The sequence below is a fragment of the Streptomyces sp. NRRL F-5630 genome (assembly GCF_000719475.1).
Lineage (GTDB): Bacteria > Actinomycetota > Actinomycetes > Streptomycetales > Streptomycetaceae > Streptomyces.
The window spans coordinates 65560-79262 of the sequence record NZ_JOGO01000018.1 but is presented as its reverse complement, the minus strand read 5'-3'; the positions used below and the strand labels follow the sequence as shown (position 1 = coordinate 79262).

General features: G+C 72.0%; 14 protein-coding genes. 5 read left to right on the top strand and 9 right to left on the bottom strand.

What is annotated here, in order from left to right; translation table 11 throughout:
• Positions 1-81: 81 nt before the first annotated feature.
• The 3 genes from IF99_RS0111600 to IF99_RS0111590 form a co-directional block, all read right to left on the bottom strand.
• Positions 82-297, bottom strand: coding sequence for a hypothetical protein (locus tag IF99_RS0111600; RefSeq protein ID WP_030996329.1), 216 nt, complete (start codon positions 295-297; stop codon positions 82-84).
• 996 nt (positions 298-1293) lie between these two features.
• Positions 1294-1407, bottom strand: coding sequence for an SGM_5486 family transporter-associated protein (locus tag IF99_RS35460; protein WP_007828714.1), 114 nt, complete (start codon positions 1405-1407; stop codon positions 1294-1296).
• An 80-nt stretch (positions 1408-1487) separates the two neighbouring features.
• Complete coding sequence (locus tag IF99_RS0111590; RefSeq protein ID WP_030996328.1) at positions 1488-2786, bottom strand: CynX/NimT family MFS transporter; 1299 nt, start codon at positions 2784-2786, stop codon at positions 1488-1490.
• Positions 2787-2899: 113 nt separating this feature from the next.
• Here IF99_RS0111590 and IF99_RS0111585 point away from each other — a divergent pair, with 113 nt between their 5' ends.
• Complete coding sequence (locus IF99_RS0111585; RefSeq protein ID WP_030996327.1) at positions 2900-3622, top strand: FadR/GntR family transcriptional regulator; 723 nt, start codon at positions 2900-2902, stop codon at positions 3620-3622.
• A gap of 226 nt (positions 3623-3848) precedes the next feature.
• Here the strand turns inward: IF99_RS0111585 and fabI are convergent, their stop codons facing one another.
• Positions 3849-4619: an enoyl-ACP reductase FabI gene (gene fabI / locus IF99_RS0111580; RefSeq protein WP_030996326.1), complete on the bottom strand. Its 771-nt coding sequence runs from the start codon at positions 4617-4619 to the stop codon at positions 3849-3851.
• Positions 4620-4623: 4 nt separating this feature from the next.
• Complete coding sequence (gene fabG, locus IF99_RS0111575; RefSeq protein WP_030996325.1) at positions 4624-5328, bottom strand: 3-oxoacyl-[acyl-carrier-protein] reductase; 705 nt, start codon at positions 5326-5328, stop codon at positions 4624-4626.
• Positions 5329-5660: 332 nt separating this feature from the next.
• On the opposite strand from fabG, the gene tyrS reads away from it, so the two are divergent.
• The gene (gene tyrS / locus IF99_RS0111570) at positions 5661-6929 is read left to right on the top strand and encodes a tyrosine--tRNA ligase (RefSeq protein ID WP_030996324.1); all 1269 of its coding nucleotides are present in this window, start codon (positions 5661-5663) and stop codon (positions 6927-6929) included.
• 139 nt (positions 6930-7068) lie between these two features.
• Here tyrS and IF99_RS0111565 read toward each other — a convergent pair whose 3' ends face one another.
• The gene (locus tag IF99_RS0111565; protein ID WP_030996323.1) at positions 7069-7344 is read right to left on the bottom strand and encodes a GlsB/YeaQ/YmgE family stress response membrane protein; all 276 of its coding nucleotides are present in this window, start codon (positions 7342-7344) and stop codon (positions 7069-7071) included.
• A gap of 187 nt (positions 7345-7531) precedes the next feature.
• Between IF99_RS0111565 and IF99_RS0111560 the strand changes: the two genes are divergently transcribed.
• Together IF99_RS0111560 and IF99_RS0111555 are read left to right on the top strand one after the other, a co-directional pair.
• Entirely contained in the window at positions 7532-7882 is a 351-nt protein-coding gene (locus IF99_RS0111560) for a DUF3099 domain-containing protein (RefSeq protein WP_030996322.1), read from the top strand.
• Between the two features lie 252 nt (positions 7883-8134).
• Entirely contained in the window at positions 8135-8356 is a 222-nt protein-coding gene (locus IF99_RS0111555; RefSeq protein WP_030996321.1) for a hypothetical protein, read from the top strand.
• A gap of 193 nt (positions 8357-8549) precedes the next feature.
• Here IF99_RS0111555 and moaA read toward each other — a convergent pair whose 3' ends face one another.
• The 3 genes from moaA to IF99_RS0111540 form a co-directional block, all read right to left on the bottom strand.
• Entirely contained in the window at positions 8550-9539 is a 990-nt protein-coding gene (moaA, locus tag IF99_RS0111550) for a GTP 3',8-cyclase MoaA (protein ID WP_030996320.1), read from the bottom strand.
• Between the two features lie 195 nt (positions 9540-9734).
• A complete protein-coding gene (locus tag IF99_RS0111545) occupies positions 9735-11375 on the bottom strand; it encodes a cation acetate symporter (RefSeq protein WP_030996319.1) in 1641 nt (546 codons plus the stop codon).
• Positions 11372-11737 (bottom strand): DUF485 domain-containing protein, encoded by a 366-nt coding sequence (locus tag IF99_RS0111540; RefSeq protein ID WP_030996318.1) that lies wholly within the window; start codon positions 11735-11737, stop codon positions 11372-11374. The genes IF99_RS0111545 and IF99_RS0111540 overlap by 4 nt, the downstream gene beginning before the upstream one ends.
• A 400-nt stretch (positions 11738-12137) precedes the next feature.
• Between IF99_RS0111540 and IF99_RS0111535 the strand changes: the two genes are divergently transcribed.
• A complete protein-coding gene (locus tag IF99_RS0111535) occupies positions 12138-13658 on the top strand; it encodes a S8 family peptidase (RefSeq protein WP_030996317.1) in 1521 nt (506 codons plus the stop codon).
• Positions 13659-13703 lie beyond the last annotated feature (45 nt).

The window sequence follows — 13703 nt, the reverse complement described above, 5'->3', positions numbered from 1 at the left end:
TCCCAGCTTCGCACGAAAGGGGCTGCCTGGCGGCGGGAGTTGCGCACTCCCCCCGCAGGAGTGACCAGGGGGCGACGCGGCTCAGCCGATGAGGCCGCCGAGGAAGGCGCCGAGCCGGTCCAGGAGATCAGTGAGACCTGGTGAGGAGACCGCCGCGTGTGCCTCGCCCGGCTGCGCGACAAGGGCGAGCAGGACGAGGAAGGCGAGGGTGGGCAGGGCGAGCGCCCACCAGGGCAGCCGGGACTGTACGGGTGCGGACGCGGGCGGCTCGCCCCTGCTGTCAACCTGCGTGGTCATGCCGTCTCCCCCGGTCGCGGTGCACGCCGGAACGCCCGGCGCCTCACCTACGACGCTACGGCCCCGAAGCGCCCGCGCCTATCGGGTTTTCCCCCCACTCGACCCTGATCTTTTCCGGCCCGAACCCTTAGGGGATGTCCCGGAGAGAACCCTGAGGCCGCTCGAACGGATTCCCTAGGGGATGGGCGGGCCCCCTGCGGGCCTTGAACGGATGGCGGGGCGGCGGAGTTCCCGGGCGGCAACGCAGAGTTGCGAGAAGGTGACCCAGGGTCGGAGGGGAGGCCAAAGCGAGGGGTGGCGCAAAGCGCGGACAGCGCGGACAGCGCGGACAGCGCGGACAGCGCGGACAGCGCGGAACTGCGACGGCGGCCCAAGGCACGAGGGCGGCGCAGGCGCGAAGACGACGCGGACCTGGGCGGGAGCCAGGAGCTGCGGCGGCGGCCCCAGGCGCGAAGGCAGCCCAAGGCACGGGGGCGACGCGAAGCTTCGCGGCGCCTGGAGTTGCGGCGTGGCGCGCACGGCGCGGCGTTCCAGACGGTCACCGAGAGTTCCGCAAGGCGGCGGGCCAGGGCCCGTGTGCGCCACGAGAACCTCCGGCAGGCCCCCGGGGGTACGTACTGCGAGGCCGGAGGCCACCGGGCTTCCGGGAGGTGAGGCGGAGACTCCAACGGACCACGAGCATCCCAAAAGGCGGCGCGGACTTCCCGAGGGCGGGGCCCACGACACCGGCTCCGCTCCGGGCGGGCGGCAGGGGAGGAAGCCGGTCGCCGCAGGGGCTCCCGGCAACGGCTCCCCGCAGCAGGTCCCCTGCACCGGTCCCGGCAGCAGGCAGCGGCACCGGCAGCGGCCTCCCGGGGCCAGGCACCGGCAGCAGCAGGCTCCCCGCCACAGCCCGGCAACAGCCCCGACAGCGTGCGATGCCCCGGTCAGCGGCTTTCGCCACGTGGCGTGGTGGGCGTCGCCGGTGGTCCCTGCCAGGCGGGGCGCGGCTTTGGGTCAGGCGAGGAAGCTGGCGAGGATGCCGATCACCACCGTGATGCCGATCATCGCGCCGAAGACCAGGAGGAGCTTCTTCTGGCCGCCTTGGGGATTGGGTTCGAGCACGGGCATGTGCGTAGTTTATGGGGCTTCTCGGCGAGGTCCCGCCCGGGGCCCGGTGAGGTGGCCGGGTCCCGGGCGGGACGGGGCGGTCAGGCCGCCTTGGCGAGGTGTTCGTCCTCGATCGTGCGGTTCCGGCCCGCCAGGGTGCCGACGATGATCTGCGGGACCATGAGGCAGGCCATGAAGAGGATCGGGACGCCCCAGCCGCCCGTCGCGTCGTTGAGGACGCCGACGAGGAGCGGGCCCGGGATGGAGATGAGGTAGCCGGTGCTCTGCGCGAAGGCGGAGAGCTTGACGACGCCGGGCCCGGTGCGGGCGCGCAGGCCGACCATCGTGAGGGCGAGCGGGAAGGCGCAGTTGCTGACGCCGAGGAGGAGGGCCCAGATCCACGCGCCCCCGGCGGGCGCGAGCGCGAGGCCGAGGTAGCCGCCGAGCCCGCACAGGCCGAGGGCGATCACGACAGGGCCCTGCTGGGGCAGCCGGATCGCGACGCGCGGGATGACGAAGGCGAGCGGGATGCCGAGCGCCATGGTCACCGCGAGGAGGACGCCGGCGGTCCCCGCCGAGATGCCCGCGTCGCGGAAGATCTGCGGCATCCAGCCCATGGTGATGTACGCGGCGGTGGCCTGGAGCCCGAAGAAGCAGGCGAGCGACCACGCGGTGCGGCTGCGCGTGACGCGCAGTGCGTCCCCGGGTCCCGCCGGGGCGGGGTGGGCGGCGCTCTCGCGTTCGGCCGCGCGGCCCTGGCGGCTCAGCACGGCCCACGGCACCACGGCGACGGCGCCGAGCGCCGCCCAGATCGCGAGGCCGCCCTGCCAGCCGCCGAGCGCGTCGTTGAGCGGCACGGTGACGGCGGCGGCGAGCGAGGTGCCGATGGCGAGGGCCATCGAGTAGAGCCCGGTCATCGAGCCGACGCGGTCGGGGAACCAGTTCTTGACGACGACCGGCATGAGCACGTTGCTCACCGCGATGCCCGCGAGGGTGAGCGCGGTCGCGGCGAGGAAGCCGGCCGTGGACCCGGTGAAGGGCCGGACGACGAGCCCGGCGGTGATCGCGACCATGCCGCCGCAGACCACGGTGCCCGCGCCGAAGCGCCTGGACAGGCGGGGGGCGAGCGAGCCGAAGACGGCGAAGCAGAGAGGAGGTACGGAGGTGAGCAGCCCGGCGAGGGTCCCGTTCATGCCGAGCCCGTCGCGCACCTCCTCCAGGAGCGAGCCGAGGCTCGTGATGGCGGGGCGCAGGTTGAGCGCGGCGAGGACGATCCCGACCGGCATGAGGACCGCGAGCAGGCCCTTGGCGCGGGCGGGTCCCGGGGCGGGTCCGCTCGGTGCGGGAGTGGGGGACGAGGCGGTTTCTGACCGCAGGGACGTTGATTCCTCGGGTGCCATGCACCCATCATAGAATCATGGGATGTTTGCGCGTCCAGTCGTCCGGCCTCCCATACTGGTCATCTCCCGCCCGCACGGTCCCCAGCCGCCCGCCCGCGACTCCTAGGACGCTCATGCCCCTGTCTTCCCCGCGCCGCTCGGCCCTGTCCGAGCAGGTCATCGCCGCCCTGCGGGCCCCGATCTCCTCGGGCGAGTGGCCGATCGGCTCCCGCATCCCGACCGAGTCCGAGCTGGTCGAGCAGCTGGGTGTGGCGCGCAACACGGTCCGTGAGGCGGTCCGGGCGCTCGCGCACAACGGCCTGCTCGACATCCGGCAGGGCTCGGGCACCTACGTCGTGGCGACGAGCGAGCTGGCCGGGGTCATGCAGCGCCGCTTCGCCGCGGCCGACCCGCGCGACTTCGCCGAGCTGCGGGTCGCGCTGGAGTCGACGGCCGCGCGGCTCGCGGCCCAGCGCCGTACCGCGAAGGACATGAAGCTCCTGGAGAACGCGCTGCGGCGCAGGGACGCCGCGTGGAAGGCGGGCGACGCGGAGGACTTCGTCGTCGCGGACGCGACCTTCCACCTCGCGGTCGTCGCGGCCTCGCACAACTCCGTGATCACCGAGGTGTACGCGGATCTCGGCGAGGTGCTGCGGGACTGGCTGCGCGAGGACATCGGCGAGATGACCCCCGAGCACGACCTGGACCACCGCGCGCTGCTGCGGGCCATCGCGGACCAGGACGGCGAGAAGGCCGCGACCGAGGCGGGCGGCATCCCCTACATGTGCCGCCCGGCGCTCCTGGGCGAGGGCGACCGCGGGGAGCGCGAGGCACGCGCGGCGGCGGAGCGGGGCTGAGACGGCGACGCGCTCCGCGTCGGCCGAGGCCGCGGGTCAAGGCGGCGCATCTCGTACGCACGCGCAGGAGCCCCGTACACCCACGGAAAGGCACCTCCGGCGCACGGAGCACGAAAAGGCTCAGTACGTCCGCGGAACGGCTCCGCAACGCGCGCGAAGGGCGCCCCTCCCCGTACGGGAGATCCCGTACAGGGAGAAGGGCGCCCTTCGGCCGCGGCGGCTGGGCTCAGGCCCCCATCATGTGGACGCCGCCGTCCACGTGGACGATCTCGCCCGTCGTGCGCGGGAAGAAGTCCGAGAGCAGCGCGACGATGCCACGTCCCGCGGGCTCCGGGTCGGACATCTCCCAGCCGATCGGGGCGCGCGTGTTCCACACGTCGGACAGCTCCTCGAAGCCCGGGATGGACTTCGCGGCCATCGACTTGATCGGACCCGCGGAGATGAGGTTGCACCGCACGTTCTTCGCGCCGAGGTCGCGGGCGAGGTAGCGGTTCGTCGACTCCAGGGCGGCCTTGGCGACGCCCATCCAGTCGTACTTGGGCCAGGCGATCGTGGCGTCGAAGGTGAGGCCGACGACCGAGCCGCCGCGCGGCATGAGCGGCATGCAGGCCATCGTGAGCGCCTTGAGCGAGTACGCGGAGACGTGGACGGCCGTGGCGACGTCCTCCCACTCCGCCTCGAGGAAGTTGAAGACCGGCTGCGGGCCGAAGGCGATCGAGTGCACGATGCCGTCGATGTGGCCGTCGTCGCCGAAGTGCTCCTGGATACGGCCCGGGAGGGCGTCCAGGTGCTCCTTGTTGGTGACGTCCAACTCGATGACGGGGGCGGGCTTGGGCAGGCGCTTCGCGATGCGCTCGACGAGGCTCAGGCGGCCGAAGCCGGTGAGGACGACTTCCGCGCCCTCCTCCTGCGCGACCTTGGCCGCGTGGAAGGCGATCGAGCCCTCCGTGAGGACGCCCGTGACGAGTACGCGCTTGCCCGCGAGGATTCCGCTCATGTGATCAGTGACCCATGCCCAATCCGCCGTCAACCGGGATGACGGCTCCAGTGATGTACGAGGCGTCGTCGGAGGCGAGGAAACGCACGGTCGCGGCGATCTCCTTCGGCTCCGCGTAGCGGCCGAGCGGCACCTGCGCGACGATCCCCGCGCGCTGCTCCTCGCTGAGCACCTTGGTCATGTCGGTGTCGACGAAACCGGGTGCCACGACGTTGAAGGTGATGTTGCGCGAGCCCAGCTCCCGGGCGAGCGAACGCGCGAAGCCGACGAGCCCGGCCTTGGACGCGGCGTAGTTGGCCTGTCCGGCGGAGCCGAGGAGCCCGACGACGGAGGAGAGGAGGACGACCCTGCCCTTGCGGGCCCGCAGCATCGCGCGGTTGGCGCGCTTGACGACGCGGAAGGCGCCCGTCAGGTTCGTGTCGATGACCGAGCCGAAGTCGTCCTCGGACATGCGCATGAGGAGCTGGTCCTTGGTGATGCCGGCGTTGCACACCAGCACCTCCACGGGGCCCTGCTTCTCCTCGACCTCCTTGAAGGCCAGGTCGACCTGCTCGGCGTCGGTGATGTCGCACTTCACGCCGAGGAAGCCGGCGGGCGGCTCCCCGGAACGGTAGGTGACGGCGACCTGGTCACCGGCGTCGGCGAAGGCCTGGGCGATGGCGAGGCCGATGCCCCGGTTGCCTCCAGTGACGAGAACCGAGCGGCTCAACGGATCACCCTTTCGACGATGGTCTGGTACGGACAAGACGGACGCGGACCGGCCCCGCCGCGCGGCGGCGGCCCCGGGACCGTCTCGTCCCGCACTTGTCCTGCTCGAAACTATCGGTAGCGGGGCGCACCCACCGAATCGGCCCCCGACAGCACGTGCGACGACGTTTGGTGGGGTTCCCACAGTCCCGGGCGCGGCGGGGGCAAGGGCGGCGCGCGTCCGGACGGGGAAAACCGGTGCGGGGCGTGTACGGGTCCCCCATACACTGGACGCACCATCCCGCGCCCGGCCCTCACCGTCCGTGCGCGATCCAAGCCGAGGAGTGCACGACCGTGACGGACATCGTCGACGACCTCAAGTGGCGCGGGCTCTTCGCCCAGTCCACCGACGAGGAAGCCCTGCGCAAGGCGCTCGCGAACGGTCCCGTCACCTTCTATTGCGGCTTCGACCCGACCGCGGCCTCATTGCACGTCGGGCACCTCGTGCAGGTCCTCACGGTGCGGCGCCTCCAGCAGGCGGGGCACCGCCCGCTCGCCCTCGTCGGCGGCGCCACCGGGCAGATCGGCGACCCGCGCCCGACCGCGGAGCGCACCCTCAACGACCCGGCGACGATCGCGGAGTGGGTGAGCCGGCTGCGCGCGCAGATCGAGCCCTTCCTCGACTTCGAGGGGCCGAGCGCGGCGCGCGTGGTGAACAACCTCGACTGGACCTCCGGGCTCAGCGCGATCGCGTTCCTGCGTGACGTCGGCAAGCACTTCCGGGTCAACAAGATGCTCACGAAGGAGTCCGTGGCCCGCCGCCTGGAGTCCGAACAGGGCATCTCCTACACGGAGTTCAGCTACCAGTTGCTCCAGGCTATGGACTTCCTGGAGCTGTACAGGCGGCACGGCTGCGTGCTCCAGCAGGGCGGCAGCGACCAGTGGGGCAACCTCACGGCGGGCGTGGACCTCATCCACCGCGTGGAGCCCGGCGCCCAGGTGCACGCGCTCGCGACGCCGCTCATGACGAAGGCGGACGGCACGAAGTTCGGCAAGTCCGAGAGCGGCGCCGTGTGGCTCGACCCGACGATGACGACGCCGTACGCCTTCTACCAGTTCTGGCTCAACGTCGACGACCGCGACATCAGCCGGTACACGCGCATCCTCAGTTTCCGTACGCGTGCCGAACTGGAGGAGCTGGAGGCCGTGACGGCCGAGCGTCCGCAGGCGCGGACCGCGCAGCGGGCGCTGGCGGAGGAGCTGACGACGCTCGTGCACGGCGAGGCGCAGACCCGGGCCGTCGTGGCGGCCTCGCGCGCGCTCTTCGGGCAGGGCGAGCTGGCGGAGTTGGACGAGGCGACGCTCGCGGCGGCGCTGGGCGAGCTGCCCCGGGCGCGCGTGGCGGAGCCCGCGAGCGTCGTGGACCTGCTCGTCGAGACGGGGCTCGTGGCGAGCAAGTCCGCCGCGCGCCGCACCGTCAAGGAGGGCGGCGCCTACGTGAACAACGCGAAGGTCACGAGCGAGGACGCCGTCCCGGCTGCGGGCGACCTGCTGCACGGCCGCTGGCTCGTGCTGCGCCGCGGCAAGAAGAACCTGGCCGCGGTGGAGGTCACGGGGGCCTGACGCCCTCCCTGCCCCAGGAGTACGGGGACGGGGCCGCCCGCGCACACGTCGCGGGCGGCCCCGTCCCCGTACCGGCGCCGCGCCCCCGTCCCGTACTCGGGGGCGCCCCGTCGCGGCCGTCTCCCCGCCGGGGCGGTGCTCAGCGTCTGACGTTGTCCCTCTTGACCGCCTTGTACACCGACTCCCCCACCGCGACCAGGACGATCGCGGCGATGAGCTGGAAGAGGTGGCGGGTCCAGTCGATGCCGTGGGTGTAGCGGACGCCGAACGCGGAGGCGATCCCGTTGCCGACGAGGCCGCCGATGGTGCCCATCGCGACGACGAGCCACAGCGGGCTGTGCTGCTTGCCCGGCAGGATGAGCTTGGCGATGAAGCCAAGGACGAAGCCGACGATGATCGCCCAGATCCAGCCCATGTGCCACTCCCTCGACCGCTGCCGTCCGCCGGGCGGCGGATGCCGGTCTCCAGCATCGGTCCGGCCGCCGTACGCCGCACGCCGGAGTGGTCCGTACGGCGCGGGGTGCCCCGCCCGGCGGCCCCGGTCTCGTCGGCGCGAGCCGCGCGGCGTACCGTGAGACGGGTTCGTCGAAAGATGGTGGAACGTGGCGCGGAAGCAGTCGGAACAAGAGGTCTTCCGGATCACCGGGGCCCGCGCGGGACTCCAGGACGACGTGCGCGGCCGGCAACGCCGGTACGTCATCTCGATGCTGGTGCGCACCGCGTCTGTCATCGCGGCGATGCTGCTGTGGAACGTGGAGCGGTACGTGGCGATCGTGGCGCTCGTCCTGGGCGCCTTCCTCCCCTATGTCGCCGTCGTCATCGCCAACGCGGGCCGCGAGAACGCCCCCTCGCTGCCCGGCACGTACGTGCCGCCGCCGCAGCGCCCGGCGCTGGAGGGCACGGTCCATCCGGCTCCGGCCGAACCGGGCGAGCCCCACGGCCAACGGGCCTGAGGGGCCGGGCGGGGCGCCGGAACGGCCCGTGCGGAAGGGCCCGCGCCGGGGGAGTGTTCCACGCCAATCCCCGGGTTCGGCTCCACCCGGGCAAGGGGCTCGTGCCATACTTTCAGCGCGCTCCGCATCCCCCGTCGGAGCGATGGACCGACGCCGGGCAGCTCCCCCCGTGGCTGCTCGGCGTCGCCTTTTCCGGGGTCTCCCCCAGCGCCCCGCCCCTCCTTGTCCCCGCACCGAAAGCACCCCCCTGCCATGCCCGAGGACACCACGCTCATCTGCTCCGCCAAGGGCTGCCGCGCCCCCGCCGTGTGGGTGCTCGCCTGGAACAACCCGAAGCTGCACACCCCGGAGCGGCGCAAGACGTGGCTCGCGTGCGGGGAGCACCGGGAGACGCTGGGCCAGTTCCTCGGCGTGCGGGGCTTCCTGAAGGACGTCGTCCCTCTCGCGGAGTGGCAGGAGAGCGAAGACGCCTGAACGCGCCGGGGACCCGGCCGGGCGCGCGGCTCACGAGACCCGGCCATTGTTCCTCGCACGCCGGAGCGTGAAGGGCTGACGGTTCGGGGCCGGAATGCCGCCAGCCTCCCGCAGGGCCGGTTCCGGGCTGCGCAGTCGGCCGCCGGCTCAGCGGCCCGCGGGGCCGTTAGGGGCTGAGCAGTCGGCCTCCGGCTCAGCCCCCGATCGCCGACATCGGCCTGCTGGGCTGGAGGAAGGACGGGTCGTCGAGGCCCGAGCCCGCCTTCTTGCCCCACATCGCCGCGCGCCACCGCTCGGCCAGGGCCTCGTCGTCGGCGCCCGAGCGCAGCAGGGCGCGCAGGTCGGTCTCCTCGGTCGCGAAGAGGCAGTTGCGGATCTGGCCGTCGGCGGTGAGGCGGGTGCGGTCGCACGCGGCGCAGAAGGGGCGCGTGACGGAGCCGATGACCCCGACGCTGTCCGGCCCCCCGTCCACGAGCCAGCGTTCGGCGGGCGCGGAGCCGCGGGAGGCGCCGGGTTCGGGGGTGAGGGTGAAGCGGGTGCGCAGGGAGCGGAGGATGTCGTCCGCGGTGATCATCCCGGTGCGCTTCCAGCCGTGCTGCGCGTCGAGCGGCATCTGCTCGATGAAGCGCAGCTCGTAGCCCTCGGCGAGGGCCCACGCGAGGAGGCCGGGGGCCTCGTCCTCGTTGAGTCCCGGCATGAGGACGGTGTTGACCTTGACGGGCGTGAGCCCGGCGTCGCGCGCTGCGGCGAGCCCGGCGAGGACGTCGTGGTGGCGGTCGCGGCGGGTCAGGCGGTGGAAGACCTCCGCGTCGAGGGTGTCGAGCGAGACGTTGACGCGGTCGAGTCCCGCTTCCGCGAGCGCGGTCGCGGTGCGGGCGAGGCCGATGCCGTTGGTCGTGAGGGAGAGCCGCGGGCGCGGGTCGAGTGCCGCGCAGCGCTGTACGAGGTCCACGAGACCGCGCCGCAGGAGGGGCTCACCGCCCGTGAAGCGGACGTCGGTGACGCCGAGACGGGTCACGGCGAGGCGGACGAGGCGGACGATCTCCTCGTCGGTGAGCAGCTCGGGCTTCCCGAGCCACTGGAGCCCTTCCTCCGGCATGCAGTACGTGCAGCGCAGGTTGCACCGGTCGGTGAGGGAGACCCGCAGATCGGTGGCGGTCCTGCCGTGGGTGTCGAGGAGCATGCGGCCCGCCTCCCTTTCGTACGACGGACGGGCTTCGAGCGTACGTGACGGGGGCCGCGGGCGGGCCGGTGAGGCGTGGTGGTCCGGTGGCGGACGGCGGAGGCCGCGCCGTCCCGTGTGCGAGCGGGGGACGGCGCGGCCCGGGCGCGGGTGCCGGTGCGCGCGTCGTGGTGCGGGGCGCGTGCGTACGGGGTGTCAGTGCGCTCCCGTGCCGGTGAGGGACCGCACCTCCAGTTCCGCGTACTTGCCCTTGTCCGCCTCGTCCTTGGAGAAGAGCGTGCCGAGGATGCCGAGCAGGAAGCCGAGCGGGATGGAGATGAGCCCCGGGTTCTCCAGCGGGAACCAGGCGAAGTCGACGTCGGGGAACATCGAGCTGGGCTTGGAGGAGACGACCGGCGAGAAGAGCACGAGGAGGACCGAGGAGGCGAGGCCGCCGTAGATCGACCACAGGGCGCCCTGGGTGGTGAAGCGCTTCCAGAAGAGGCTGTAGAGGATCGTCGGGAGGTTCGCCGAGGCGGCGACCGCGAAGGCGAGGGCGACGAGTCCGGCGACGTTGAGGTCGCGGGCGAGGGCGCCGAGGCCGATCGAGACGATGCCGATGGCGACGGTGGCCCAGCGCGCGGCGCGGACCTCCTCCTTCTCGGTGGCCTTGCCCTTGCGGATGACGTTCGCGTAGATGTCGTGCGCGAAGGACGAGGAGGAGGCGAGGGTGAGCCCGGCGACGACGGCGAGGATCGTCGCGAAGGCGACGGCGGAGATGACGGCGAGGAGGATCGCGCCGCCCGTCGAGCCCGAGCCGCCGCCGATCTCCAGCGCCGCGAGCGGGGCCGCGGTGTTCCCGGCCGGGTTGGAGTCGGTGATCTCCTTCGGCTTGAGGAGCGCGGCGGCGCCGAAGCCGAGGACGATCGTCATGAGGTAGAAGACGCCGATGATGCCGATCGCCCAGTTGACGGACTTCCGCGCGGCCTTGGCGGTGGGCACGGTGTAGAACCGGATCAGGATGTGCGGGAGCCCGGCGGTGCCGAGGACGAGGGCGATGCCGAGCGAGAGGAAGTCGAGCTTCGAGGTCGCGGTCGCCCCGTACTTGAGCCCCGGTTCCAGGAAGGCCGAGCCCTTGCCGCTGTTCTCGGCGGCCTTGCCGAGGAGTTCGGAGACGTTGAAGTGGAACTTCCACAGGATGAGCACGGTGATGAGGACGGTGCCGACGATGAGCAGCACGGCCTTGACCATCTGCACCCAGGTGGTGCCCTTCATGCCGCCGATCGTCACGTAGACGATCATCAGCACGCCGACGAGCGCGACGATCGCGACCTTGCCGCCGTCGCTCGTGATGCCGAGGAGCAGGGAGACGAGGACACCTGCCCCGGCCATCTGGGCGAGCAGGTAGAAGATCGAGACGACGATCGTGGAGGCGCCCGCGGCGGTGCGGACCGGGCGCTGGCGCATCCGGTAGGCGAGGACGTCGCCCATCGTGTAGCGACCGGAGTTGCGCAGGGGTTCGGCGACCAGGAGGAGGGCGACGAGCCAGGCGACGAGGAAGCCGATGGAGTAGAGGAAGCCGTCGTAGCCGAAGAGCGCGATCGCCCCGGCGATGCCGAGGAAGGAGGCGGCGGACATGTAGTCACCGGAGACCGCGAGGCCGTTCTGGAAGCCGGTGAACTGGCGTCCGCCCGCGTAGAAGTCGGCGGCGTCGCGGGTCTGGCGGCCCGCCCAGACGGTGATGACGAGCGTCGCGACGACGAAGACCGCGAAGAGCGTGATGATCAGCGGGCGGTGCTCGCCGGCTCCTTCGGCGGCGAGCGGCAGCCCGCTCGCGAGGCTGAGCGGCTGGCTCATTCCTGGCCCTCCAGACGGGACTTGATCGCCTGCGCCCGGGGGTCGAGCTTGGTCGCGGCGTGGCGGGAGTACCACCAGGCGATGAGGAAGGTGGTGAGGAACTGGCCGAGGCCGAGGACCAGGGCCATGTTGATGTTGCCGACGACCTTGGTGCCCATGAAGTCGCCGGCGTAGTTCGACAGCAGGACGTAGAGCAGGTACCAGAGCACGAAGGCGACGGTGAGCGGGAAGGCGAAGGAGCGGTGCGTGCGCCGGAGTTCTCCGAACTCGGCGCTCTCCTGCACCTCCACGAACTGCTCCGTCGAGGGTGCGTCGGCACCGCGCGGCGAGCCGGTGTGCGGCTCGGGCGTCTCGGTGGCCACGGAATCTCCTCGCGATGCGGGGTCGGGTGGTGGGGACAAGGGTGAGGAACTGGACATGCTGCTCTCTGGACAACGGAAGTGCGGGGGCTGGTGCTGCCGCCCCCTGCACAACGGCACGGCGGCGCTCACGACCCGGTTCAACGCGACGTAATTTTCGGGGCACCTGATTTTGGGAAAAGATTGCCGAGCACGAGTGAGGGGAATAGCGTCACTTTGCCGAGGCTCACGCGCTTGTCCGAACGCATCCGCCGGACAGGTTCGTTGCCGTTCCGCCCCGGTGCGCCACCGCTCGGCCCGCGCCGTACCGGACGCCCGCAGGGCGCGCCCGTACGGCGCTTCGCACACCGCACGGCCCGTACCACTTCCAGCGCAGATGTCCCGTACCCGAACTGGAGAACCCATGCCGGTGCTCTTCGCCCGATCCCGCCGCGCCCTCGCGATACCCGTGGGGCTCGGCCTCGCCACCGCGCTCGCCGTGGTGCCCGCCACGGCCGCCTCGGCCGCAGCCCCGACCGTGAGCGAGGTGGGCACCCCGACCAGCTACGTCGTCAACGTGCTGCCGGGACTCGCCGATTCGGCCTTCTACCGCAAGGCGGTGGAGAGAGCCGGCGGCGATGTCGTCCACGCGTACGACAAGATCGGCGTGATCGTCGCGCACTCGGACAGAACGGGCTTCGCGCCCACGATCCGCAAGGTGCCCGGGGTGCAGAGCGCGGGGGCGACGCGGACCGCCCCGCTCCCCGCCCAGTCGACGACCGACACGGGCAGCCCCATCAAGCTCTCCGAGGCGGACGTCGCCGCCGCCGCGAAGAGCAACGCCAAGGCCGCGGACAAGGACCCGCTGGAAGGGCTCCAGTGGGACCTGGCCGCGATCAAGGCGGACAAGGCGCACGAGAAGTACCTCGGCAGCAGCAAGGTGACGGTCGGCGTCATCGACACGGGCGTGGACGACACGCACCCCGACCTCGCGGCGAACTTCGACCGGAGCGCCTCCGTCAACTGCGTGAAGGGCAAGCCCGACACGAGCGAGGGGGCCTGGCGGCCGAGCGCCGCCGAGAGCCCGCACGGTACGCACGTGGCCGGTGAGATCGCCGCCGCGAAGAACGGCATCGGCATGACCGGGGTGGCGCCGGGCGTGAAGGTCGCGGGCATCAAGGTCTCCACGACCGAGGGCTTCTTCTACACCGAGGCCGTCGTGTGCGGCTTCATGTGGGCGGCCGACCACGGCGTGGACGTGACCAACAACAGCTATTACACGGACCCGTGGTACTTCAACTGCACCAACGACCCGGACCAGAAGGCCCTCGTCGAGGCGATCACGCGCGCGACGCGGTACGCCGAGCTCAAGGGCACGGTCAACGTCGCGGCGGCCGGGAACGAGAACTACGACCTCGCGAGCGGGAAGATCACCGACCCGTCGAGCCCCAACGACTCCACGCCCGGTGACCGCGTCGTCGACACCTCGAAGTGCTTCGACATCCCGACCCAGCTCCCCGGTGTCGTCACCGTCGCCTCGACGGGCGCGAAGGGCCTGAAGTCCTCGTTCTCGAACTACGGCAAGGGGCAGATCGACATCGCCGCGCCCGGCGGCGACTCGACGGTCTACCAGACCCCGGCGCCGCCCGCCACGAGCGGCCTCATCCTCGGCACCCTGCCCGGCGGCGGCTACGGCTACATGGCCGGTACGTCGATGGCGTCCCCGCACGTCGCGGGTGTCGCCGCGCTCATCAAGTCCCGCCACCCGCACGCCCCGGCGGCACTCGTCAAGGCGCTCCTGTACGCGGGCGCGGACGAGACGGCCTGCGGGGCGCCGTACGACATCGACGGCGACGGCGAGATCGACGCGGTGTGCGAGGGCGGCAAGAAGAAGAACGGCTTCTACGGCGAGGGCGTGGCGAACGCGCTCAACGCGGTGAAGTAGCCGGTCTCCGGGACGGGGTTCCGGGTTTCCGGTTCGGGGCGGGGC